Source organism: Ligilactobacillus animalis KCTC 3501 = DSM 20602, from assembly GCF_001434535.1.
In the GTDB taxonomy this organism is placed as follows: domain Bacteria; phylum Bacillota; class Bacilli; order Lactobacillales; family Lactobacillaceae; genus Ligilactobacillus; species Ligilactobacillus animalis.
Map to the genome: position 1 here is coordinate 1 of NZ_AYYW01000025.1, position 25,474 is coordinate 25,474.

Annotated in this window: 25 protein-coding genes, 1 tRNA gene and 1 pseudogene; 5 read left to right on the top strand and 22 right to left on the bottom strand. The window is 40.9% G+C overall.

Annotated features, from left to right (window positions below; all coding sequences use genetic code 11):
• Positions 1–118 precede the first annotated feature (118 nt).
• Positions 119–1,849: a glycerophosphoryl diester phosphodiesterase membrane domain-containing protein gene (locus FC30_RS03680; protein WP_162255311.1), complete on the top strand. Its 1,731-nt coding sequence runs from the start codon at positions 119–121 to the stop codon at positions 1,847–1,849.
• Between the two features lie 81 nt (positions 1,850–1,930).
• On the opposite strand, the gene murC is transcribed toward FC30_RS03680, so the two are convergent.
• From murC to FC30_RS03695, 3 genes are all read right to left on the bottom strand, one after another.
• Positions 1,931–3,262, bottom strand: coding sequence for a UDP-N-acetylmuramate--L-alanine ligase (gene murC / locus FC30_RS03685; protein ID WP_010689200.1), 1,332 nt, complete (start codon positions 3,260–3,262; stop codon positions 1,931–1,933).
• 115 nt (positions 3,263–3,377) lie between these two features.
• The gene (locus FC30_RS03690) at positions 3,378–4,550 is read right to left on the bottom strand and encodes an ATP-grasp domain-containing protein (protein WP_056938469.1); all 1,173 of its coding nucleotides are present in this window, start codon (positions 4,548–4,550) and stop codon (positions 3,378–3,380) included.
• A 19-nt stretch (positions 4,551–4,569) separates the two neighbouring features.
• Positions 4,570–5,316, bottom strand: a complete 747-nt coding sequence (locus FC30_RS03695) for an esterase family protein (protein WP_010689201.1) — start codon at positions 5,314–5,316, stop codon at positions 4,570–4,572.
• Positions 5,317–5,590: 274 nt separating this feature from the next.
• On the opposite strand from FC30_RS03695, the gene FC30_RS03700 reads away from it, so the two are divergent.
• The gene (locus FC30_RS03700; protein WP_010689202.1) at positions 5,591–6,415 is read left to right on the top strand and encodes an alpha/beta hydrolase; all 825 of its coding nucleotides are present in this window, start codon (positions 5,591–5,593) and stop codon (positions 6,413–6,415) included.
• Positions 6,416–6,460: 45 nt separating this feature from the next.
• On the opposite strand, the gene FC30_RS03705 is transcribed toward FC30_RS03700, so the two are convergent.
• The 8 genes from FC30_RS03705 to FC30_RS03740 form a co-directional block, all read right to left on the bottom strand.
• Complete coding sequence (locus tag FC30_RS03705; RefSeq protein WP_010689203.1) at positions 6,461–8,623, bottom strand: DNA translocase FtsK; 2,163 nt, start codon at positions 8,621–8,623, stop codon at positions 6,461–6,463.
• Between the two features lie 149 nt (positions 8,624–8,772).
• On the bottom strand, positions 8,773–9,414 hold the full coding sequence (ytpR, locus tag FC30_RS03710) for a YtpR family tRNA-binding protein (protein WP_010689204.1): 642 nt from the start codon (positions 9,412–9,414) through the stop codon (positions 8,773–8,775).
• 20 nt (positions 9,415–9,434) lie between these two features.
• Entirely contained in the window at positions 9,435–9,752 is a 318-nt protein-coding gene (locus FC30_RS03715; protein WP_010689205.1) for a thioredoxin family protein, read from the bottom strand.
• Positions 9,753–9,828: 76 nt separating this feature from the next.
• Positions 9,829–10,473 (bottom strand): tRNA (guanosine(46)-N7)-methyltransferase TrmB, encoded by a 645-nt coding sequence (gene trmB, locus FC30_RS03720; protein WP_010689206.1) that lies wholly within the window; start codon positions 10,471–10,473, stop codon positions 9,829–9,831.
• 96 nt (positions 10,474–10,569) lie between these two features.
• Positions 10,570–11,364, bottom strand: a complete 795-nt coding sequence (locus FC30_RS03725) for a phosphotransferase family protein (protein WP_010689207.1) — start codon at positions 11,362–11,364, stop codon at positions 10,570–10,572.
• A gap of 63 nt (positions 11,365–11,427) precedes the next feature.
• Positions 11,428–12,642 (bottom strand): ABC transporter permease, encoded by a 1,215-nt coding sequence (locus tag FC30_RS03730; RefSeq protein ID WP_010689208.1) that lies wholly within the window; start codon positions 12,640–12,642, stop codon positions 11,428–11,430.
• Positions 12,635–13,375: an ABC transporter ATP-binding protein gene (locus tag FC30_RS03735; protein ID WP_010689209.1), complete on the bottom strand. Its 741-nt coding sequence runs from the start codon at positions 13,373–13,375 to the stop codon at positions 12,635–12,637. The genes FC30_RS03730 and FC30_RS03735 overlap by 8 nt, the downstream gene beginning before the upstream one ends.
• 18 nt (positions 13,376–13,393) lie before the next feature.
• Complete coding sequence (locus tag FC30_RS03740) at positions 13,394–13,990, bottom strand: sugar O-acetyltransferase (protein ID WP_010689210.1); 597 nt, start codon at positions 13,988–13,990, stop codon at positions 13,394–13,396.
• 103 nt (positions 13,991–14,093) lie between these two features.
• On the opposite strand from FC30_RS03740, the gene FC30_RS03745 reads away from it, so the two are divergent.
• The 3 genes from FC30_RS03745 to FC30_RS03755 all read left to right on the top strand — a co-directional run bounded on the left by FC30_RS03745 (position 14,094) and on the right by FC30_RS03755 (position 15,819).
• Positions 14,094–14,522 (top strand): HIT family protein, encoded by a 429-nt coding sequence (locus FC30_RS03745; protein ID WP_010689211.1) that lies wholly within the window; start codon positions 14,094–14,096, stop codon positions 14,520–14,522.
• 5 nt (positions 14,523–14,527) lie between these two features.
• On the top strand, positions 14,528–14,833 hold the full coding sequence (locus FC30_RS03750; protein WP_010689212.1) for a hypothetical protein: 306 nt from the start codon (positions 14,528–14,530) through the stop codon (positions 14,831–14,833).
• Positions 14,834–14,922: 89 nt separating this feature from the next.
• Complete coding sequence (locus FC30_RS03755) at positions 14,923–15,819, top strand: peptidylprolyl isomerase PrsA (RefSeq protein ID WP_010689213.1); 897 nt, start codon at positions 14,923–14,925, stop codon at positions 15,817–15,819.
• Between the two features lie 85 nt (positions 15,820–15,904).
• On the opposite strand, the gene FC30_RS03760 is transcribed toward FC30_RS03755, so the two are convergent.
• From FC30_RS03760 to FC30_RS03810, 11 genes and pseudogenes are all read right to left on the bottom strand, one after another.
• Entirely contained in the window at positions 15,905–16,504 is a 600-nt protein-coding gene (locus FC30_RS03760; RefSeq protein WP_010689214.1) for a ribonuclease H1 domain-containing protein, read from the bottom strand.
• Positions 16,505–16,510: 6 nt separating this feature from the next.
• Positions 16,511–16,908 (bottom strand): annotated as a pseudogene (locus FC30_RS03765) (MerR family transcriptional regulator).
• Between the two features lie 5 nt (positions 16,909–16,913).
• Entirely contained in the window at positions 16,914–17,861 is a 948-nt protein-coding gene (locus tag FC30_RS03770; protein WP_010689216.1) for a 3'-5' exoribonuclease YhaM family protein, read from the bottom strand.
• A gap of 112 nt (positions 17,862–17,973) precedes the next feature.
• Entirely contained in the window at positions 17,974–18,312 is a 339-nt protein-coding gene (locus FC30_RS03775; protein WP_010689217.1) for a YlbF family regulator, read from the bottom strand.
• Between the two features lie 77 nt (positions 18,313–18,389).
• Entirely contained in the window at positions 18,390–20,504 is a 2,115-nt protein-coding gene (locus FC30_RS03780; protein ID WP_010689218.1) for a PBP1A family penicillin-binding protein, read from the bottom strand.
• A gap of 155 nt (positions 20,505–20,659) precedes the next feature.
• Positions 20,660–21,127, bottom strand: coding sequence for an arginine repressor (locus tag FC30_RS03785; protein WP_010689219.1), 468 nt, complete (start codon positions 21,125–21,127; stop codon positions 20,660–20,662).
• Between the two features lie 91 nt (positions 21,128–21,218).
• On the bottom strand, positions 21,219–21,953 hold the full coding sequence (locus FC30_RS03790) for a Crp/Fnr family transcriptional regulator (RefSeq protein WP_010689220.1): 735 nt from the start codon (positions 21,951–21,953) through the stop codon (positions 21,219–21,221).
• 138 nt (positions 21,954–22,091) lie between these two features.
• The gene (gene argS, locus FC30_RS03795) at positions 22,092–23,789 is read right to left on the bottom strand and encodes an arginine--tRNA ligase (protein ID WP_010689221.1); all 1,698 of its coding nucleotides are present in this window, start codon (positions 23,787–23,789) and stop codon (positions 22,092–22,094) included.
• Positions 23,790–24,063: 274 nt separating this feature from the next.
• Positions 24,064–24,134, bottom strand: a tRNA-Gly gene (locus FC30_RS03800).
• A gap of 57 nt (positions 24,135–24,191) precedes the next feature.
• Positions 24,192–24,401: a hypothetical protein gene (locus FC30_RS03805; protein ID WP_010689222.1), complete on the bottom strand. Its 210-nt coding sequence runs from the start codon at positions 24,399–24,401 to the stop codon at positions 24,192–24,194.
• Between the two features lie 129 nt (positions 24,402–24,530).
• A complete protein-coding gene (locus FC30_RS03810; protein ID WP_010689223.1) occupies positions 24,531–25,418 on the bottom strand; it encodes a LysR family transcriptional regulator in 888 nt (295 codons plus the stop codon).
• Between the last annotated feature and the right edge of the window lie 56 nt (positions 25,419–25,474).

The following is a 25,474-nucleotide window of genomic DNA, read 5'->3' on the forward strand; positions in this document are numbered from 1 at the left end:
AATGTTGACGGCAGTAAATAAAATTAGGAAAGGAAAAACTATATAATTCTTTCTAATCAATGTAGAAGAATGTACTTAAACTTCTATATTATTCTACATTTTATATAGCAGTGATATGATGCGTTTGAAACGCGATTTTAGCTTACATTGGAAAAATTATTTGATCCTCTTTTTAGTGGTCGAACTTTCACTTGAGGTCGGGGTTATCCCTCTCTTTAATGCGTGGACTTCGCTACTATTGAATTTAGGTGCGATCCCCTATTTATCTTATACTAATGCTCTTTCACCCGTTACGAGCCATCCCTATATCGCTTTAGGCTTGCTATTGGAATTGATCATTTTGATCATCTGTGTTTTTGGGCAATTCGCGCTCATCTTAAACGGTGTTGTTCGGATCAGGCAAGATGAATTCAGCTTTCGGACGATCCTCAAAGACACTGCCCGGCAACTGCGCCAACTCGACCCACTCGGGATCTGCTTTTTTGCTGGCTATTTCTTATTGATCGTACCTTTTAGTGGGATCTTCTTTAATTCACCGCTTTTGAGTAAAGTGGTCATCCCTGAATTTATCTTGGATTTTCTCCTACAAAAACCACTTTATGCAACTTTGATCGGTATTTTTTATTTAGCGATCTTTATTTTGAGCATCCGCTTGCTCTTTGTGTTACCCCTGATGCTTTTTGAAAAGCTCAAGATCAAAGCAGCACTCGCTCAAAGTTGGCAACTGACGAAAAATAAATTTTGGGTCTATACGTTAAAATTACTAAAGATCTCACTTATTGCGCTCATCGCTAACTTGAGTCTGATCGGTATTTTATACGCGATCCAGCTGGGACTCGACCAGACCGCTCCGTGGAGCGCACTTATCGGTGGCAGTATCAATGTTACCTTGCTGCAAGTCGGTTCATTTCTGATCTCGGTCTGGGCTAGTGTTGCCCTGTTGCAACTCATTTTACCAGCTGACGTTACTTTAGCGACCTATAAGAGTACTAAAAAAAGTTGGCTCAGCAAGGTAGCTAAGCCATTATTTGCTTTATTTGCACTTGGAGCCCTATTAGGTAATGGGGTCTATTTAGTTCATTTAGGCCAAACACCATTGATCATCTCACACCGGGGCGTCGATGCGCAAAATGGTGTCCAAAATACGCTCCCTGCTCTACGTAAGACCGCTCAAGCCAGACCCGATTACATCGAGATCGATATTCAAGAAACTAAAGATCATAAATTCGTCGTCATGCACGATGAAAATCTAAAACAACTCGCCAAGCTTGATGCCAGTCCTCAAGAATTGACACTCGCACAACTGACAGCTTTGACCGTACACGAAAATGGTCATCAAGCTAAGATCCCTAGTTTTGATGAGTATCTGAATGTTGCCAAACAATATGATCAAAAGCTATTAGTTGAGATCAAAACAACTAAACGTGATTCAAAAAATATGTTAAAGAATTTCTTTGACACGTACGAAGCTACTCTCAAACAAAATAAACATGAGTTGCAATCACTTGACTATAAAGTTATCACTAGTGCTAAAAAATATGCTCCTACGCTAAATACCTACTATATCCTACCGTATAATTTCATCTTCCCTCAAACACCAGCTAATGGGTATACGATGGAAAAGACAACTTTAAATGATTCCTTTGTCACCCAAGCCAAGCTCAGTTTCAAAAAAGTTTATTCTTGGACTGTCAATAGTGAAAACGATTTTAAAAATGCAGCCTTTTTGGATGTAGATGGGATCATCACCGATAATGTCACTAAAGCAAAACGGGTCTACCATAACTTCAATGCTAATACTAGTTATGCTAAACGTTTGCTAGACTTTATCATCCTCTTACCTGAATAATGACCTAGTGTATAAATAACAGGGGCCTCACTACGATCTGATCATAGTGAGGCCCCTGTTATTTATGCAGCACTAAGTATATTAGTTATTGTTCAAGCTAAGATTGCTCAATAATTTTTCATAAGCATATTCGTATTTTTGAATATCGCCTGCACCCATGAAGACAACAACATCATCATGGTAATCAAGCAATGGTGACATGTTATCTAAAGCTAAAACTTCGCCACCCTTAGTGATCTTTTCACCTAGATCTTTGGCAGAAACTTTACCGTCATGTTCACGGATCGAACTAAAGATATCCGTCAAATAGACTTTATCGGCTAGGTCTAAACTCTTAGCAAATTCATCCATCAACGCGATCGTCCGACTGAAAGTATGCGGTTGGAAGACTGCAATGATCTTCTTATCTGGATATTGTTGTCGTGCAGCATCTAGAGTCGCAGTGATCTCAGATGGATGGTGAGCATAGTCATCAATGATCACCATGTCAGCGACACGCTTTTCAGTAAACCGACGCTTAACACCCTTGAAAGTCAATAATTCTTTTTTGATCTCTTCTTGATCGACTTTTTCCATGTGCGAAACCGCGATCACAGCTAAACTGTTCAAGATATTGTGCTTACCAAACATTGGGATCTCATAGTTACCTAGATATTCATCGTGTAGATATACATCAAAAGTCGAACCCTTAGTTGTGCGTTTGATATTTTCAGCACGCACGTCATCGTTAGCTTCAGTCCCATAATAATATACTGGTACATCTGCTTTTAGTTTACGAAGGTATTTATCTTCACCCCAAACAAAGAGACCCTTTTTAGTTTGTTTAGCCAAAGTTTCAAAGGCATCACAAACATCTTCGATCCCGGTGAAATAATCCGGATGATCAAAGTCGATATTGGTCATGATCGTGTAATCTGGATAGTATGCCACAAAATGACGCCGATATTCATCAGCTTCAAACACAAAGAAACGTGCATCAGGAATTCCCTTACCCGAGCCATCTCCGACCAAATAACTTGTTGGTGAGACCCCACTTAAAACATGAGCCAACAAGCCTGAAGTACTCGTCTTACCATGGGCACCAGCGACCCCAATACTTGTCGTCTCTTCGATCAACATTTCAACAACTTCTGGATAACGCATGACTTTTAAGCCTAATTCGCGTGCTTTTTTGATCTCTTCTTGATCGTCACCAAAAGCATTACCCGCAACGATCGTCATCTTATCATGGATATTTTTTTCGTCAAATGGGAAAATCTCAATTCCAGCCTGTTCTAAGCCACGTTGGGTAAACGTGTATTTTTCGATATCTGAACCGGCAACTTTACAACCCTTATCATTTAAAATAAGGGCTAACGCACTCATCCCCGTCCCCTTGATGCCTACAAAAAAATATGTGGTGTCCATATTCATGGTAAATATCCTCTTTTCTTAATTAACAATTAAGCTAAGTTTACCATAGATCGCAAACCTTTTTAAAGTCATAGCCATACAAAAAAGCCGATCATAATTTTGATCAGCTTTTTTCTTATGCTTGTGGCTTGAGCGCACCGACAAATTCGATTATCGCATGCATCTGTTCTTTAGTCTCCGTATTGAAAATATAGCCAACATCTCCCATGATCTCAGCAAATACTCCCGGTACATGTTGGATCTCTTTTAGCTCAGCTCCATATTTTTGTTTGATCTCAGCTAGATCATAGCGATAGTCTTGCTTGTTACTACGTGAAATATAGACACTGTAATATGGACAAGTACTATCTCCATAGAATTTATTTTCTTTGACCAAATGGGCATACTCTTCAAACAAGCTCAACTGATGGGCATGATTCATCAGATCGATCGAAGTTCCCCCCGGCGGACGACAGTTGATCTCTAAGGCATAGAGCTTATCATCTGCTGTTCTAAAGAACTCGAAGTGGAAAAATCTTTCCCGGATATCAAAAGCAGCTACACTTTTCATGCCCAACTCATAAAGATCTTCGGGGATATCCCGTGTCTCATAAAAATACATGTCACCCGTGCGATGGACCGTTTCTAAAGCTGGTTCTTGATAAACGAGCGAAGAATAAAAAACAACGTTCCCTGCTTGATCTGTCAGACCATCAAAAGTTATGATGTCACCTTCAATGAATTCTTCCATAAAGTAAGTCACATTTGGAGTGCGTTTGGTCAAAAAATCAGTAAAATCTTTGGGATCACTGATCTTATATGTGTCGCTAGCTCCAACGCCAGAATCAGGTTTAACGATCACCGGGTAACCGAACTGTTCTAGCAAATGCCAACCTTCCTCAGCGGTCTGGAAAGCTTTTCCCAATGCAACTGGAATATCGTGGCTCAAAAAGACCTGTTTCATCTTTGACTTATACTTGATCGTATCCATCTCATCGTTCTTATAACCTGGAATATTAAAATCAGTCCGTAATTTGGCATCCTGAAACAACCAATATTCATTATGTGATTCCAAGCGATCGATCTTGCCGTATTTAAAAGCAAAATATGCTACTGCGCGATACATCTGGTCATAATCTTCCATATCATCAACTCTGTAGTACTCACTCAATGCGTTGCGCAAACTCGGTGTCAACTCATCGTAGGCTTTATCCCCGATCCCCAAGGTTGTGATCCCATTATTGCTGAGGCTCACTGAAAATTGCTCAAAATTTGCGGGAAAATGGGGCGAAATAACAATAAAATTCATTATAGCTTGTCCCTTCTAATCAAATTTGTCCCGTTTCGGATAATTTACTTAAATAATATGGCATCTGTTTTTTCCACCAGACCCAGTCATGAGAAACATCCGCTCCCCAGTAATCAAACCAACCTGGGATCTGTTTAGCATTAAAAACCGCTTCAAGTTTACGGGTCTCATCGACTTCTTCCCAAGGCCCTAGACCGGTACAGATGATATAGGTATTTTGCCGATATTTTTCAAAAAACCACGGATCAGCTAAATTCCAGAGATAATCAGTCGGTGAATTGTAGTAAACTAACTCGTCATCGCCATAGTCCCCTACGACAAACCGTAGATCATATAGCCCACTTAATGAAATAACGGTATCAAAGATCTCAGGGAATTTGAGTCCAAAATTCATCGCATAATATGCTCCCATCGAACATCCTGTTGTTATCAGTCCGCCAGCCCATTGTGTCTTGTCATAGATGAGCGGTACCAATTCCTCAACGATAAAACGCTCATAAGCCATATGTGCTAAGGCCCGATCATGGGGCCTCTTCTCATTAGCCTCAAAAGCTTCATTATCGAACGAATCTGGAGTAAAAAAGCGCACCTGACCACTATCGATCCAAGGACGACATGCGGCGATCATCCCAAAATCACCATATTCGTTATGACTGCCACCAGATGCAGGAAAAACTAAGATCGGTCTCCCCGCATGACCATAAACATTAAAATTCATTGAACGCCCCAAAACTTTACTATGTAATTGACATTCCTCAAAATACATGTGATCTCCCTCCACCTTTTTTAATTTACAATGTCTCGGCTACTTTAAGCTCTAACACTGCTTAAAATACTAAAATAAATTTCATTTTACCCAGCATTAACTAACTTTTATTTAATTTTCCGTTAATATTAACACAAAATTTAACTAATGTGAATACTATTTATTTATCATTTTATTTTTATACAAATAAAATTTTGATCATAGCTGGACAAAAAGTTTTTTTCAGTATATCTTGGTCATATATGCAAGAAATTGGGAAAGGAACAGCTATATTATGCCGCAAAATAGTTATTATCTTGAGTTACGGACGCACTATCTATTTGTGCCTTATTTTTCAAATGAGCGTAGGATCCGAGTACTACTTCCCCGAGATTATTTTCATAATGAGCGCCATTATCCTGTTTTATACATGCACGATGGGCAAAATGTTTTTTACAGTCGCGAAGCGTATGCGGGTTATTCGTGGAAGGTCATTCCCTTGATCAAGCAACACCTTGAACTACCTCAAATGATCATCGTTGGGATCGACAATAGCGATGAACATCGGCTCGATGAATATTCACCTTGGAAGACCGAATTTCAAACGCCTGATGGCACAGGGCATTTTGGTGGCCTAGGTCGAGCTTATGTTGACTGGCTAGTAGATACCGTTAAGCCATTTATCGATAAAAAGTATCGTACATTGCCCCAACGTGAGACCACATTGCTAGCTGGAAGTTCGATGGGGGGCTATATCACCGCCTATGCTGGTTCATTATATCCTGAGATCTTTGGAAATTTAGGTGTTTTTTCTAGCGCTGCCTGGTTGAATGAAACAAAATTCACGCAATTTGTCGCCTCTCATCCCCTGATGCCAAGCAATAAAGTCTACATTCAAACTGGAGCTAGCGAAAATGATGCTGGTGACGATGAAGTTTTAGCCCCTGAAAAACAGGCCCAGGCCTATATTGATGAAGCCTTACGCTATTATCAGACGCTTTTACGGACGGGGCATTCCTTGGATAATATCTCACTAAATATCTTTGCAGCTGAATCTCACAGTGAGTTTTACTGGGCTAAACATTTCCCAGCATTTTTAAATTTCGTATTCAATGAATAGCTGTATAATAAAAAAACGACTGAGGCGCACTCAGTCGTTTTTTTATTATACACTGCGCAATTTATTCAAGCCTTCTTGTGTCAAAAAGACCTTCCGTGGCTTAGCACCATGCGCTGGTGAAATATATTGTTTAGCTTCAAGATCATCGATGATCGCCGCAGCTCGATTATAGCCGATCGAAAAGACACGTTGTAACTTGGAAGTCGAGATCGTCTCTTCGTTGACGATATAGTCTAGAACGCGCGGCAAGAGATCGTCTTGTTTTTCTGATTCGACAGCACGTTTTTTCAAACTATCAGGATCAAAAGCATACTTCGGCTTACCCTGCTGTCTAACAAAATCAGTTACCAAATCGACCTCATCTTCGATATACGTGCCTTGCAAGCGGGTCGGTTGTCCCGAACCATTTCCCAAATAGAGCATGTCGCCACGCCCCAAAAGACGTTCCGCCCCTGCGGTATCCAGGATAGTTCGTGAATCGACTTGGCTTGAGACCATAAAGGCGATCCGAGTCGGAATATTATTTTTGATCGTTCCCGTCAAAACATCCACACTTGGTCGTTGGGTCGCAACTAATAAGTGGATCCCCGCTGCCCGAGCTTTTTGAGTGATCCGGGCAATATGATCTTGGACCTCAGAAGAAGCGGCCATCATGAGATCAGCTAATTCATCGATCACTACCACGATATATGGTAATTGCAGACCATACTCTCCGGCGGCCTTAGCTTTTTCATTATAAGCCTCTAAATTACGGGCTCCCGCAGCAGCCAGCCGTTGGTAACGCTCTTCCATTTCGTTAACGAGCCATTTCAACGCTGCTGCAGCTGCTTTAGCGTCAGAGATCACTGGTGCTAATAAGTGAGGCAGATCATGGTAAGGTGCCATTTCTACTGCCTTAGGATCGATCAAGACCAGCTTCACTTCACTAGGCGAAGCTTTGTAGAGCAGTGAGACGAGCAGACTATTGATAAAGACCGATTTCCCCGAGCCGGTAGCTCCAGCGATCAAACCATGGGGCATCTTTTGTAGATCTGTGATCTGAGGTTCTCCAAACAGATCGACACCTAGAGCTACTGTCAATGGTGAAGAGGCTTCTTGGAATTTATCTGAACGTAGAACTTCGGATAACATAACGGGGCGTGAAGTCTTATTAGGGATCTCGATCCCCACACTACTCTTGCCCGGGATCGGCGCTTCGATCCGGATATCTTTAGCGGCTAATGCAAGCTTGAGATCATCATTTAAATTGGTGATCTTATTGACCTTGACTCCCCGTCCTAAAGTCAATTCAAATTGCGTAACAGTCGGGCCGATCGTCCAATCGCTGACAGTCGCATCAACGTGAAAAGCCTTGAGCGTCTCATTTAACGTTTGGACCTGACTTGCGACCCAATCGTCTAAGGCCGGATCATCATCGATCACTGGTGCAGGCAATAAATTGAGAGGTGGAAATTGATAATGCTTAGGTTCGTACTCAGGTGTTGTCGGTTGGGCTGTCACGCTTGGTTGGCTTTGTGTCAAGGAACTCTCATGCGCCAAAGCAGCTTTGAGCCCCGTCATTTTCTGTGGCTCTGATTTAGTAGCGACTTCACTAGTGAGTTCAACTTGTGAAGTAAGCTCTGAAGTTACTTGGCTTTGGCTTACACTTTTTGCCTCACTGTTAGCTTGGCTCGTGCTTTGAGCGTGCGTATCACTCACTGAGCTTTGCAACTGGCTAGTCGAACTTGCCAAATAGGCCTGACTTGTTGAGTCGTCCAAACTTTCACTAGTCGCTAAACTAGAACTAGTTGTTTGACTGTCCGAAGCTAAGGTCGGAGTTTTAAGTTGTGATGATACAGTCGGGCGTTTAGGCAACTTAGTCTCCGTACTATCACTAATGAGTGGGCGTTTTACCGTTAGATCGATCGCCTGAGTTCCTAACAAAACAGTCCCTTCAAAGAGTAAATAATCCTCGGGAGCTTTCTTCAATGAGCGCACCAATTTATCGTAATCAGGGCGTTTTTTTACGACCCGATCAGCAACTAAAGAGCGCGGGACTTGTCTTGGACTAAAAGCCCGTGGAGACTCGTTTAAACGTTCCTTTTGGTTACTTGTTGCTGTTCTAGTCGGCGTTTTTTCAGTTTTGGCTGGTACTTTAGTCTGAACCCGCGCTTTTGTAGCCGGGCGACCATTATTTCTGTAAAAGGCTGGTCCATCATAATGTTCCATGGTGTTCATCCTAACTGTCTGTCTAATTTACTTCTAAATTCATTATAGTAATTATTCAAAATGGAGAAAAGGTTTTTTACCACTTTTATAAAACTTTATGTAAAAAAAACACCTAGGACCTACCATAGTCCCAGGTGAGAGCTACTAAACTAAGCTGTAAAAAGCTTAGCCCCCTTTTCAAAATCAAAAGCTGTCTTAGCTTCAAATTCAGCGGGATCAAGAACTAAGATACCACGCTTTTTAGGAGCGTTAGGCAATTCAAGCTCACGGGCTGCACAAACCATCCCATAGCTATCTACGCCTCGCAATTTACCAGGCCAGATCATTGCACCATTTGGCATCATCGCACCAACCTTAGCAACGACCACATTTTGACCTGCTTCAATATTAGGCGCACCGCATACGATCTGTAACGTTTGATCATTATCAACTTCGATCTTAGCGATATGCAAATGATCTGAATCTGGATGTTCTGTCAATTCAGCTACATAGCCCACCACAAATTTAGGTTCATCATCAACGACCAATTCAGGTTCAAAACCAGCTGCCTGTAAAGCTTGATTCAAAGCTTCCACTTGAGCTTGATCCAAGAAAACTTGACCTTTAACAGCTAGATCACCCAAGATCTCACTGACATCAAAAAAGTTAAACCCTAAAGTTTCATTATTTTCGGTATTAAAAATACGAACGATCCGTCCTTTTTGTTCAGTTGCTTGCGCTGCTGCTTCAGGGCGCACCATCGTCAATAAAACATCCCCCATTTGGGTCGGATTATAGCTAGCAATTAACATTATTTGATACTTCCTTTGTTTTAGATATTGTTCAAGAAGTCTTCTACTTCTTTTTTCGTCTTACGATCTTTATTCACAAAACGAGCTTTTTCTTTACCATCTTCATACACGACAAAACTTGGGATCCCCATGATCATCATTTCTTGGCAAAGGTCGATGTTTTCATCCCGATCGACTAAGATAAATTCGAATTGTGAAAATTCGGCTTCGATCTCAGGCATTGCTGGTTTGATAAAACGGCAATCTGGGCACCAGTCAGCGGTAAAGAATAATACGTACTTTCCTGTGCTCAACTTTTCTTCTAATGTTTTTTTATCCATCTTTGCTAATTTTTCCATCTTAAATACCTCCAAGATAAATTACTTACTTTTTGTATATTATAACTTATCCTCTTGGCTTTTAAAATTTTTTTGCCTAAGCTTTGAAATGAGCTTCGAGTTTATAGATCGGTTGGCCTTTTTGACTGAATTTTTCTTCATATTCAGTCATCACGTTATCTTCAACATCCGGTGTCTGATGAAGATCTAACCACACCTGATCAAATACCATCCCATAATTGTTCAAACTCGTCAATGAATATTCGAACAAGCCACGGTTATCGGTCTTAAATTCAAGATGACCGTCTACTTGCATCACTTCTTCATATTGAGCTAAAAAGCTCTTATAGGTCAAGCGCCGTTTTTCATTCCGGTTTTTAGGCCATGGATCAGAAAAATTCAAATAGATCCCGCTAACTTCATTTGGTTCGAAGAATTCTGTCAAACCACTGCCATTAGCACATACCAACTGGAGATTAGGTAATTTAGCCTCGAGCTGTTTTTTCAAGGCGATCCCTGTAGCAACTGTCTGCATTTCAAGACCGATAAAATTACGTTCAGGATATTTCTTGGCCATCTCAACGATAAAACGACCCTTTCCCATCCCAATCTCGATATATAGTGGTTGTTCTTTCTCAAAACGACTTTGCCAATTACCACGTAAAGCTGCCGGATCAGTCACGACATATTGTGGGTTTTCTTGGATCAAGGGCTTAGCCCAAGGTTTATTTCGTAAACGCATGATAATTTGCTATGTAGTTAATACATAGACTTCCTTTCAACTAAAATTCACTAAATAAGGGACAAAAGGTTTTTGATGCCTTTTATCCCCATCAATTTAAATATAATTTTGCTTCTTGATTACTTGATTAAGCTTGATAATGTCTTGGTTCATTTCATGGAAATGACCACGCTGATAGTTGTGTTTGATAACCAACAAAAGATTCATGACCGCATACCAATAAATGCGCTTCATCATATCCGGTGACGGTTCTTTTTTTGCATATCGCGTCAACCATTGCTTCCAGTCTTTGCGTGGGACATATTGACACATTAACATACTAAGATCTAAAGCCGGGTCAGCCAATTTAACGGCTTCCCAATCGACTAGATATAGCTGTCCTGTCTCAGATAAGAGCCAGTTTTTATGATTTAAATCGCCATGACATACTTCGTAATTCGAGCGTTCAAGTTGCGGCTGGTTCGCCTTCAATCGCGACGTTGCTTCGGCCAATAGCGGATGCTGACGTAATTCAGAACTCAAGCCATTAAAATATTGGGCTAACAGATCAGCCGGCGTATACGTTTTGCCTCCGACCCGTAATAGCATCTTTTTTAAAAGCTTAGAGCCATGCATCCGAGCTAGTAATTCCGAGACCTGGAGCGAACACATCTCTTCGCGTTTTAGCGAACGGCCATTCAACCACTCTTGAGCGGTCAGGGTATCACCTGAGACCGTCCGCTTTGACCAGATCAAGCGGGGAACGATCTCTTCTAATGAAAGGGCCGCTAAAAACGGCGAAGTGTTACGCTTGATGAAGATACGTTCATCGTTATTCACCGCCATATAAGCAGTGCCAGTGTCGCCATCGATCGGTAAGATCTCCCAGCCATGTTCCAAATTGAAATCCATCTGGGGCTCTCCTTTTGAAAATATCGATAACTAAAATAAGTCTACAAAGAACTAGGCTCAGTGTCAAGCTCTTTTTGCTAAGCGCCCCTTAAGATAAGGCCGAGTCAACAATGCGACCTCAAGCACTAAAACGCCTAAGAATTCGAGACTAAATAAACTATTTTGCAACTGGATCCAACTAACTAAAGTAAAGATCACCGCGAGCGTAAACAGTAATTGCCCGAGCATCTTTTGAAATGCCCTTTGTTTACCGGTTGGATCCAACGGATAGATGTGCATAAAAACTACTTCATCATAGTGGTGATACAAAGAAAACAATTGGAACCCAAGTAAATAGATGAACAATACCGCTAAAGCCAAGGCTAGCCACGGTTCAGTGATGAAATACAAGATAACAGCCCCCAACACCGTTAACCGTAGGACTAGGCCACTGGTTTCACCATTACGGACCAAGGCCCGCCAATAAAGGTAAGTAAAACTTCCATTAGGCTTAGCTTGCGGTAACAGGCGATCTAAGTAGCGACGCCGTTTAGCTGCGACCTGCAGATTAGGTACATCGGTAAAGAGCGCAAAGAAACGGTATAACTGCAACATTCTTGCATTTTCAGTCCGGATCGCCCCTTCCCAGTCAAATACAGCTTGGGTCGTAAGAGCTTTTTTTGATCGATCAACATACCCCGTCAAAAGTGCGGCCACTAATAACAGGTATAACGGATCCAAATAAAGACTTGTCCCTAATAAAAGGCCACAAAAACCAATATCTAAGAACCATTTCCAACGTCCACTGGCAAATTGTGCTTGATAAAGTCCTAATAGTTGCCGATCCAGTTGTAAATATTTCAATACTAACAACAACAGCCATAAAAAGATGAGCTGGACCGCGGTCAATTTAGCCGCAACAAGTAAAAATGGAGCTAAGGCCAACATCACTAACGTATCGAACACCCAAGCAAAAACTAACGATGCCCGTAAAGCTTTTTGTAAATACTGTCCCATTTCAGCTTGGCGGGGTGAAATAAATACGATATCAGCCGGTTTTAACAGCGTTGCTAGCCGTCCTACTTGTAAACTTATGACTAAAATAAGTAACACCAACGGTTTAGCATACCAGAGCTCTTCTTGGGTCGGAAGAGCTTTGATATAATTTGAATAGCCCAAAGCCAAGCCACCTAAGATGAAAAGCAACGCTAAGATGAAGTGATCATTTAATACATAGCGTAAATACTTAAACATCTGCTTTTGATGAGTTTTTTGACGTGTTTTCCACAGATCAAGCATGCTTTTCACCTGCCCCTGTGAGCTTGAGATAGATCGTTGCTAAAGAAGCCGTTTCATCGCCAAACTGCGTCCGCAGACTTGCAAGATCACCCTTAGCCGTTACTTGACCTTGATCGATCATTACAAAGCGATCACAGTATTCTTGAGCTGTACTCAAAACATGTGTCGACATCAAAACGGCTGCTCCAGCTTGCTTTTTTTGATCGATCAAGTCCAAGAGATCTTGGGTCGCTAAAGGATCAAGTCCCAAAAACGGTTCGTCGATGATATAAAGTTTGGCTTCAGTTATAAAAGCACAAACGATCATCACCTTTTGCTTCATCCCCTTAGAAAAATTAGCGGGAAACCAATCCAATTTATTTTCTAATCTAAAGAGCTCGAGTAATTTCTGGGCACGTTGCCAAGCACTCTTAGCTTCTAACCCGTAAGCCATGATCGTTAGCTCGATATGCTCACGTAAGGTCAATTCTTCATATAAGATCGGAGTTTCAGGAATATAAGCCATTTTTTGCTTATATGCTTTAGGATCTGTTTTTAGAGTCACACCCTCTAAAGTTATCGTCCCTTTCTGTGGTCGTAATAAACCAATAATGTGCTTGATGGTCGTGGATTTACCAGCCCCATTCAAGCCGATCAAGCCGACTAATTCACCGGCTTTGACCTCAAATGAAACATCTTTTAGAACTGGAACACGTGAATAACCACCGACTAAATTTTCAACTTCTAATGTCATCTAAATTACCTACTTTATCTAAATTTCAGCGGGATCATAACCCGTTTTATCGGCTGCTGTGATCTTACGTGCGACCTGGCACGGAACTCCGTATGCGACGACATCAGCGGGAATATAATGTGTGACCATACTCCCCGCACCGATCACAGTATTATCGCCGATCGTGACTCCCTGATCGATATGCACGCCCGCGCCGATCCAAACATTATTACCGATCGTCACTGGCTTAGCCCGACAGCCACCCAGTTGGCGCTCAGTTTTATCAATTGCATGATCAGCTGTATAAATACCTACCCGGGGACCAAATAAAACATTGTCCCCGATCGTGATCTTAGCCCCATCAAGCATGATACAATCAAAATTCGCAAAAAAATTATCACCGATCGAGATATTCTTACCAAACTCGCAGCGAAAAGTCGGTTCAAAATGGACATTTTTACCGATCTTGCCTAAAATTTTTGCTAACAAAGCTTCGCGTTTGGCAGGACTTTGAGAGTAGCTTTGATCATATGCCGTCGTTAAGGCCATAGTCCTTTGACGCGCTTGCATCAGCTCAGGGTCTAGATCATTATACATCATACCGTTTTGCATCCTATACGTTTGTTTGCCCAACATGCTCTTCCCTCCATTATTTCCTTTTAACATTTAGTTTACAACAATTAGGCTCAGATAGTGTATACTAAAAACAGATTTAAAATTTTTGAAAGAAGGTTTTTATATGACAGACTGTATCTTTTGCAAAATCATCGCCGGAGAGATCCCAAGTGTGACCGTCTATGAAGACGATAAAGTCAAAGCCTTTTTAGATATCTCACAAGCAACCCCAGGTCACACATTGGTCGTGCCTAAAAAGCACGTTGCTGACCTCTTTGAATACGACGAACAATTAGCTAGTGATGTTTTTAGTCGTTTGCCTAAGATCGCGCGTGCAGTCAAAGCATCGGATCCAACGATCAAGGGGCTAAACATCGTCAACAACAACGGTGAAGTCGCTTATCAAACGGTCTTTCATTCACACATCCATCTCTTACCACGCTACAGCAATGAAGATGGTTTTGGAATGACCTTTGCCGATAATTCTGCCGACTACACACCAGAAAAATTACAAGTGATCGCAAATAAGATCGCAGAGCAGATAAAGGACTGAAAAAAATGAAAAAATTTTTGTGGACTTTGACCATTACTGGAGCTCTCGGCGCCTATGCTTATAGTAAGCGCGATGAGATCTTAAAATATCTCACCAAAAAACTGATCGCTTTTGATCAAACTGTAGAGCAAACAACAGATTATCTTGCTAAAGTCGAAAAAGTCAAAGAAAATGCGGCTAAATTTTCCGCAGAACTCAAAGCTTCTGAGCCTGTGATCAACAGTTTGACCCAAGAGATCGAAAGCTATCGTGAACAAGTCGAACCTTTAGCCAAAGAGATCCAAGCTAAACTGCCTCAGCAAAACGATTGATTTTCTTAAAAATTATTAAAACATTGATAATTTAGACGTGACTTGTGTTATATTAGAATTATTAATTTTACGATTGGATGTGTAACATAATGAAAAAATGGTTTGCCGCTTTAGCCGGCGTCTTGTTGACTTTCACCTTAGCAGCTTGTTCATCTAAAACAGTTGCAACAACATCAGGTGGTAAGATCACTGAAAGCCAATACTACGACAGCATGAAGAAGACTACTTCAGGTAAGCAAGTCTTACAACAAATGATCTTAGATAAGATCTTAGAAGGCAAGTATGGTGATAAGGTCACTGATAAAGCTGTTAACAAAGAATACAATAAGTATAAGAAACAATATGGTTCTTCTTTCTCAACTGTTTTAGCCCAAAATGGTATGACAGCTTCAGCATTTAAGAAGAGCATTCGTTCTAACTTATTGCTTCGTCAAGCTGTGATCGCTAATACTAAGATCACTAATGCTGACTTGAAGAAACAATGGAAGAGCTATGAACCAACGATCACAGTCGCACAGATCTTGGTATCTAAGAAAGAAGATGCTGATGCGATCATCGAAGAATTGAAAAAAGACGGCTCTTGGGATAACTTCAAGAAGTTAGCTAAGGAAAAATCGATCGATGAATCTACTAAGAATGATGGCGGTAAGTTACCTTCCTTCAATAACATGGATACTTCCCTTGACAGTGACTTCAAGAAAGCTGCCTTTGCTTTGAAACAAGGTGAATTCTCACAAGAACCAGTTAAGACAAGCTATGGTTACCATGTCATCTACAGCATCAAGAACCCTGGTAAGGGCAAGATGGCTGATCATACAAAAGAATTGAAAGATCAGATCATTGATGAAAAACTAAATGATTCAACAGCATTGCAAAAGATCATTGCTAAAGAATTCAAAGAAGGTAATGTAAAAATCAAAGATAGTGACTTGAAAGATGTCTTATCCGATTACATCTCTTCTTCATCTAGCTCAAGCTCAAAATAAGCTTTGAACTTTCAAAGGCTACCTACATTTCGTGGGTAGCCTTTTTTAGTATAAAAAAAGAAGCCTGACACAGCTTCTTTTACGTTCAAATCGCTATCCCTGCAGCTTGTTTAGCTAGTTGATCGGCCCGTTCGTTGAATTTTACTCCAGTATGAGCCGAGATCTTTTGAAAATGGACCTGCAATCCATCTTTAGTGGTAACTTGCTTAACAAACGCAGCATAACGTTTGGTAATATCTTGTTTAGCCTGCCAAGAACCATCGGCCCAGCTAGCGATCCCTTGATAGTCATGACAGATCGTGACTTCCTTCATTCCCAGTGATAGTGCATACTTTAGGGCGTAGATCGTAGCCAACAATTCGCCGCCAACATTGCGTAACCGCAAGATCTCAGCATACTTATCATCCCGGATCGTTTGTTCATGGACACTTTTGTCATCTTTTACCATTACAAAAGCGCCCCCTACGATCGTCTCATCCGCATTAAAACTACCATCGACGAAAATACTTTCGCTTGGTAAACTTGCAGTTGGACTTTGCCCCGCTAAAAATGCCTTGGCTTCCGCTTCAGTTGCAAATCCCTTGAATACAGGTGCTTTGACTTTTTTTAGTGCAGTTTGGCATTCAGCCCAAGTGCGATAGATCTTACCCGTGTTTTTTATTGCATAAAAATGTTTTTTTGCCATATGACCTCATTGATCTTTCTCATCTATTTTATAGTGTAATTTTTCAATTTCATAGTTTAGTACATGACTTTCAAAATTATCTAACTTGTAATTTAAATAATTCAAAGTTTTTTCGATCTCGCGCTTTTGTTGTTCCAATTTATCACGTTGTTCAACAAGTAATTGTTTTTGGGCAGCACGTGTATCAGTTTTTAAGCGATATAGCTCAACAAATTCAACTAGCGCCTCGATCGATACCCCAGCTTTGCGCATGACCTGAATAAAGAAGACCCATACTCTCCATAGTCACGATAACCACTCTCATTACGTGGGATCTCAGGAAGTAATCCCGATCTTTCCCAATAACGCAAAGTTTCTTTAGTGATGTCAAATTTTTCACTGACCTGTGCGTGATCAGCCTCCAAGGCAATTATTTTTGTTTGGGATGATAGAAATTACGCCCATCCATCCCAAAGATGCGCTCTGAAAAATTGCCCGGCTCGGTATGCCCTAAACTTTTCTTTAGCATTTGGATCGAAGCATCAAGATTATCTAACTGATGTAAAATGTCGGCCTCTAACAAGTGTGGTTTCACTGGAGAACCGTATTCCAATAGTCCATGATGTGCTAAGATCATGTGCCGCAATAAGATCGCATCTTCACTTTCAAGCTCGATCTTTAATGCTGCGCAAGCTTTAACGATCTCTTCATCGACCAAAACGATATGCCCGATCAAATTACCAGCTAACGTGTAGGTCGTCGCAACGGGCCCCGACAATTCTAAGACCTTACCTAGATCATGTAAAATAGTTCCCGCGTAGAGTAATGCCTTATCAACTTCTTCATATTGTTCGGCCACTGATTTAGCCAAGCGTAAGATCGATAATGTGTGAAAGGCTAAACCACCCGCATAGGCATGATGATTGGACTTAGCTGCGGGAAATTTAAAGAACTCATCGTGGTATTCCTTGAGTAAATAACGCACGATCCGATTCCACGTTGGATTAACGATCTCAAACACATACTGATTCAGTTCTTCTTCCATCGCAAGTGTCTTTTCTGGTGCAGCTTGGAGATAAAGTGCCGGATCATTTGGTTCTTCAGCATTAGCTAACCGAAGCTTGAAGATCTTGATCTGGGGATTGTTTTGATAATTTTCACGTTTACCTTTCAAGTGAACTACTTTGCCCGCTTCAAATCGCTTGATATCATCATCTGAAGCATCCCAAAATTTAGCACTGATCACGCCAGAGCTATCAGCAAAATTAAAAGCAATAAACTTTTTGCCATTCTTAGCGATCCGCGTTTCAGCTGACTTGATCAATACAAATAATTCTAAATTTTCATCAACTTTATAATCAAATAATTTTTTTAACACGCTCTTGTCCTATCCATTCATTTATTTTTCCCCGTTTCGTACTAACTTTACCACATTTTCGAGCCAGTTAGTAGGACTAAAAAAAGAGCCCCGCAGAGCTCTTTTGTTCATTTTAATCTTGGTATAATTCTTGAACCGGTTGGAAGATGATCTTGCTTACTTCATCCATCAACATGCTCAAAGCTTGTTCTTTCAACATCAATGTTTGTAATGCTTCAAATTCCTTAGCTTTAGCACCAGCTTCTTGTAATTCTTTGAAATCATCTTCTGTGATGTTGCCTTGCATTTGCTTTTGTTGCAATTGACCTTGAAGATCTTGCAATTCCTTGAAGCAAGCATAAGCTTTTTCATCCGCCTTCAAAGCTTCATAAGCTGCTTTTAATTCTTGGTATTGTTGTGTTTGCTTCAAATCTTGTTCCATTTGATTAGCTGTATCATAAATATTGACCATAATATCGCTCCTTCAATTCTTAATATATCTATTATAACGCACTTTGCTAAAAAAGTTTTATCTAAAGCCTTTAAAAACTAATTTCCAAACAGGCTATTTAATGCATCTTTTCCTTTTTGAAGCCACGAATCGGCAGTCTGTTTCCAATCACTCGTACCTTCTTGACCAGCATTTTTGATCTTATCCCACCAGCTCTCATCGCTATCATCGTCAGCACTATTCTCAGCGGCCATCGTTGAGGCGGACTTGACTTCGAATTTATTTTCCTTGGTATATGGTAAGATGCCTTCCATCTGGGTCTTGAACAGACTAGCCCCACCACGATTACCAGCGTCTTCGATCGGATCTTTGCTAGAATCATAGCCGACCCAGGTAGCCACAACTACATCTGGGGTATAACCCACATACCAATGATCGGTATCTGCTGCCATCGGATCGACCCCATTGCCTTGCGTTGAACCGGTCTTACCAGCGATCGTATAACCAGCTGGTTTAGCATTAGTCCCAGTCCCCATTGTATATACATCGATCAACATACTCGTCATCTCATTGGCATTCTTAGCTGAAAGGACTCGCGTCGAATCGACTTCAGTATTATCAACGATCGTCTTACCCGAAGCATCGACGATCTTGGTGATAAAGTGTGGATCATAGCGGACACCATCGTTAGCAAAAGCCGTATAAGCACTTGCGATCTGATAAGGTGAGACCCCTTTTTTAAGTCCCCCTAGCGCTAAACTCAAATTTTCATCAGAAGGATCTAGCGTTATCCCAAATTTTTCAACACTGTCAAAACCGGTTTTGACCCCGATCTTATTTAACAACCAGACCGCGGAAGTATTTTTACTTTCAGCTAAGGCTTTATACATCGGGAGATCACCACCATAAACATTATTCCAATTATGTGGCGTATACTTGTTAGTTCCATAGGCTTTCAATTCGTCAGGCAATTCCGAATCATAATGGTAACCCTTATTCAGAGCCGGAGCATACACCGCTAAGGGTTTGATCGTTGATCCCGGTGAGCGCACCAATTGCGTCCCCCGATTATAGCCCCGAAAGACATGCGTCCCACTCCGGCCCCCAACGACCGCGGCTACACCGCCTGTTTTAGGGTCAAGTGCCACTGAAGCACCTTGAGCTCTAGCCCCATTAGCCGCGTTGTCTGGGAATAAATAGTCATTAGCAAAATCTTCTTGGAATGTCGTTTGGTAATTTTGATCAAGTGAAGTATAGATCTTATAGCCACGGTTCATAATATCTGATTCACTTAAACCATAGCGATTGATCGCTTCTGAGATAACAGCATCAAAATAATATGGATACTTATAACCTGAATTATAGGTATACGTATTATTAGTCACCATTGGTGTAGCTTGATATTCTTTAGTTTGGGCTGCGGTCAGTTTATTGTTATCTTCCATCAAGCTCAAGACTACATCCCGGCGTTTTTTAGAGGCTTCGGGATGGTCGGCTGGATTATAGGCATTTGGACTCGTCAACATCCCCGCTAAAGTAGCTGCTTGTGGAACCGTCAACTGGCTAGCCGTTGTTCCAAAATAGCGTTTAGCTGCATCACCAACGCCCCAGACTCCATTGCCAAAATAAGCATGATTCAGATACATTGCTAAGATCTCTTTTTTACTATAGGTATTTTCGACTTGCATCGCAATAAAGATCTCTTTGGCTTTACGAGAAAGCGTCTGTTCTTGGGAAAGGAAGGCATTTTTGACCAATTGTTGGGTCAAAGTACTCCCCCCACCGGTAACGGCATTACCGCCAGTCAACTTATTTTTGAGATGCATCAAACTGGCCCGGGCGATCCCTTTGACGGAAAAACCATATTCTTTATAGAAGTTACGGTCTTCGGTCGACAATACTGCATCGATAACGTTAGGTGAAATATCATCGATCGAAGTCCAAGTACCTTTTTGGGCATAAAGATAACCCGCCTTTTGATCATTTTTATCGTAGATCTCAGTTGCTTGTTCTAAAGCGTTCTTTAGGCCCTTAACATTAGAAGTTTTGGCTACAAAGGTCAGATAGATACTCATGCATAAAAAACTCGCTAAAAAAATAACTACCAACCACCGCCATAATTGATAACGTCGGCTCTTAGCCAAAAACCAAGTCCAAATTTTTTTACCATAGTGGCTTATAGTTTGGCGCAATTTTTCTAAAAAATCATTCATCGCATAAATTCCTTTTCTACTATCGTTAATTATCATCTTAGCACATCTAAGCAAGGTTCCGCCAAACGTATCTAAAATTTAATAATATTTAAGAATGCACAAAGAGACCGCAACTAAGAGTCACGATCTCAATGATCATTATAGTATAAATGCTTCTACAGCAAATTATCTGGATCAACGTGTTCCATAAATAACGCATAGAGCTGAGCAGCAGCTTCGCGTGAGGGACTGATCACTACTACAGTGTCAAAGCCAGCTAACGTTCCAGCAACTTCTGGTAAAGACAGATCATCTAAGATCGCCGCTAAAACATTCGCATTGCGTGGAGTAGTATGGATCACATTCATAAATTCAACCGTCGTGATCGCTGTGACCGCATCAGAAATTGCTTTATACAGCTTATCTTGTTCCGATTGATTGTTAGCTTTAAAGATCACATAGCGTAACTTACCATTACCATCCTGTTGCTTAACGATCTGCATTTCCCGGATATCGCGTGAGATCGTCGCTTGCGTTGCACTGATACCAATAGCTTGTAGCGCCTGCATCAGCTCTTCTTGATTAGAGATGACTTGCTGATTTATCAGCTGCTCGATCTTTCCTTGGCGCATTTCTTTTTTCACAAAAATCACCTCAAGACAAAAGATTGTATCTCTATTTTAACAAACTTCCGCAGGCAAGCAAAATTAGGCTTACTCGATCTCGTCTAAAAATTCAACTAAACTCATTAAAACCTGTATTCGCGACATAATCCATCACTAGCTCGCGGTCTAACAAGAGCTTGCGCCGTCCCCGTTTAGCTAAGCCTTGACTGCAGTATTCTTTGATGATCATGTTGACTAGTGAGGTAGAGGCACGAGTGTAAGAAGCTAAAACGTTTTGATCGATCCGCCGAGGCAAACGGACCCACTTCTCATCGGTAACTTTCCCATAGAGCACCGCTAAGTAGAAAAGTGTATTCTTGATCCGTTCCCTTGTCGATGATAGATTGCAATAAATGTTGTAGATCCGTTCTTTTTGCAATTGGTATGCCATCTGCTCACGTAGCATTTCATTGAAGAAAGGCGATTTATCTCGATATTCATGCATAATATCTTCAGGAATAACAATAATGATCGCTTTATCCGAAAATACGACCAACTCTTCTTCCGTATGATCTTCATCAAATACCTCATGCGAAGGATAGAATAACTCTTGTTGCTTATAAAACGTCATATATTGGTCTTTATCACTTTCATAATTGTAATACCGGCTTGCCACCAACCCACTGACTAAAAAGCAAGCAAAGTCACCCTTAAATCCATTGAACATCAACATATCGTTGTAGTCATAAACCATTGCTCGACAAGATGTGCGAAATTTTTCTTGGTCTTTTTCTGATAAATTTCCGATTTTTTGAATCAGATCAAAAACATAATCCTCTTTTTTTGCATAATTGTTGATCTTCACCACGAAACTCCCCCTTATTGTTTGTTGCACCAAGTTTACCACTAAACAACTGGCGCAAAACTTATTTATCAATAAATTATTTCTAACGGTGATTTCATAAAAAAAGCCGATCACACTGTGGCGATCGACTTTTGAAAATTACATTTCGTCTGGAGCTGCTACCCCTAAGAGGCGCAATGCTTCTTTTAAGACATCAGCTACACTAGCTACTAAAGCTAAGCGTGCTTCTAATTGGTCATCTTCGACCAAGATCTTAGAATGAGCATAGTACTTGTTGAAGGCTTTTGCCAAATGGATCGCATACTTAGCGATCACAGATGGTTCGTATTCTGCGACTGCACGAGCAACAGTTTCTGGGAATTCGCCCAATAGACGCAAAGTTTCCCAAGCATTTTCATCTGTTACAGCATAGGCCTTAGCCGGATCGATCTTCGTCACACCAGCTTTACGTAAAATACTCATTGCACGAGCATGTGAGTATTGAACATATGGACCAGTTTCACCTTCAAAACGTACGACTTCTTCTAAATCAAAGTCAAAGTTGTTCAAACGTTCATTCTTAAGGTCATGGAAGACTACCGCACCAACACCGACTTCTTCAGCAACTTGATCTTTATTAGCTAAACCAGGATTCTTAGCTTCGATCTGTTCTTTAGCCAAGGCAACCGCATCATCCAAAACTTTTTCTAACAAAATGACACGACCCGAACGTGTAGAAAGCTTCTTACCACCTTGTGTGATCAAACCAAATGGAATGTGATGGATATCATCGGACCAATCATATCCCATTTCTTTTAAAACGGCCTTCAATTGCTTGAAGTGATTTGATTGTTCGTTACCAACGACATACAAGGATTGGGCAAAGTCATAAGTACGTTTACGATACATTGCTGCGGCTAAGTCACGAGTAATGTAAAGTGTCGCCCCGTCAGTCTTTTTGATCAAAGCAGGATTCAAGTTATAGGCTTCAAGATCCACGATCTGAGCTCCTTGACTTTCTTTTAATAATCCCTTGTCTTCTAAGATCTCGACTACTTCATCCATCTTGTCGTTGTAGAAAGCTTCACCGTTGTAAGAATCAAATTCGATCCCTAAACGATCATAGACAGTTGTGAAAGCTTTAAGTGATTCTTCACGGAACCATTTCCAAAGACGAGTTGCTTCTTCATCCCCATCTTCTAAACGTTTGAACCAATCACGGGCTTCATCATCTAATTGAGGATTTTCAACGTCTTCTTGGTGGAAACGTACGTAATAACCTAATAAGGAGTTGATCGGATCATTTTTAACTTCTTCTTCACTTCCCCAAAGTTCATAAGCACGCATCAATTTGCCAAATTGGGTGCCCCAGTCACCTAGGTGGTTAATCTTGACTGGTTTGTAACCGGATTTTTCCATTAAAAGAGCGATCGAGTTACCGATCACAGTTGAACGCAAGTGGCCCATCGACATTGGTTTAGCGATATTAGGCGAAGACATATCGATCGGAACTTGGCGGCCATTGCCAGTCGTTGCATCCCCAAAATGTTCTTGTTTAGTCAAAACATCATGCAAAACATCTTCACTAAAAGCTGCCTTATCTAAGAAAAAGTTTACGTAAGGTCCCACAGCTTCAACTTTTTCAAAATTAGTCGTATCGATCTTTTCGACCAATTCTTGCGCGATCATTTGTGGTGCTTTACGCAAGACCTTAGCCAATACGAATGCTGGAAAAGCATAGTCCCCTAACTTAAGATCTTTTGGTTGTTCGATCTTTTCAATGATCGCTTCTTCATTTAACTGGCCATCAACTGCCGCATATACTGCTTGAGCCACTAATTGTTTGTAGTCCTTCATCATTATATCCTCCTTTAAAAATAAAAACGTCTCTTGCATAGCGTTAAATAACACTTTGCAAGAGACGAGAAATTCCCGCGGTACCACTCTATTTGATCAATATCCACTCAAATATTCACTTGTACTCTAAAAAGCGCGCTTCACCTGCTTACACGATCTGGCTCCCACCACCCCAGACTCGCTTACCGCTGCCACAGGCTACTTTTCTTTTATCATTGAGTTTTCTTAACTTAAATAAAAAACATCTCCGGCCGAAACCAAAGATGCTCTTTGAAGCGGGTGACGAGAATCGAACTCGCGACATCAGCTTGGGAAGCTGGGATTTTACCACTAAACTACACCCGCAACAACAAAGATAATTATAGCACCCTTATCTTCGTTTGTCATCTTTTTTTTGAATTTTTATGCTGGCTTCTTTTTCATGTGATCTAAAGCTACTACAGCACGGTTATGGAAATCGCTCACGACTACGGTATCATCTTTATGATGTTCCAAGATCTCAACCACTGCAGAATTTTCATAGATCTTTTCGATCGCGCCGACAAAATCATGCGTCAATGAAGCAAATTTATCACATGTCACTTTGTCGCCAACTTTTAATTTTGTTTCCATTGATTAATATTCACCTACTTTGCCTGGCAATGTCCTATGAATATTAACAAACTTTAATGCTATATGCAAGTACCTTAGTCCATAAATTTGACTTTATTTAAATTTTTTAACAATTCTTACTGTGACCCGTTACACTAACCCACCATAGCGCTCGGTCAAATAGTCTATAATAACGCGGATAAAAGCCTGTGTCGAAGGTGTTTGCTGGGCTTTATTGTGTGTTAATAAGGCAATCGTCCGAAAATATCGCTTGGCAAAAGGATACTGCACGACATTGCCCGAAAGTTTTTGTAGAGCTAATTCTGGCAAGATCCCAAAGCCTAGTCCTGATTCGACCATTGCAATAATCGAGGCATCATCGATACTGTATTGGATCGAATTGACTGAAACATTATAGTCATCCAGAGCCTCTTTAGTATTGCGATCATAATCGATCTCTTGGAGAATAAACGGTTTATCCGCCACATCACTAGCCACGACGGCTTTTTTATCTTGGGGCGTAAATCCCTCAGGTGCAACACAATAGATCTCATCTCGATACAACGGTACAACTTCCAGATTTTCTTTGATCGGTAAGGCGGAAAAACCAATATCGATCTCTCCTAATTTGATCTGCTGGATGACTTCATTAAAGTTGCCCTGCCAAACCGAAACTTCGATCTCAGGATAATTTTTTTTGAAGGTATTGATCATATCAGGGAGCCAATTGATACAGACACTACTAAAAGCCCCGATCCGCAACCGCCCTTGGTCTAACCCGTTGATCCGAGCGGCTTCTTCTAATAACTTATCTTCGGTATTCAATAGTTCACGGACGATCGGTAAGATCTTTTCTCCAGCGGAAGTCAACTGGACTCCATTGCGATTACGGAAAAACAATGCAAATCCTAACTCTTTTTCAAGCCCATTGATCGAATGACTGATCGCTGATGGTGTCACATTCAATACTTTGGCTGCCGTCACAAAAGCTTTTTGCTTAGCGACCTCGCTGAATGCTTGATACATAAAATTACTCATCTAGTTTCCTGCCTTGTCCAAATCATTTCCTTAAAAATATCATTTCTCTACTTAGA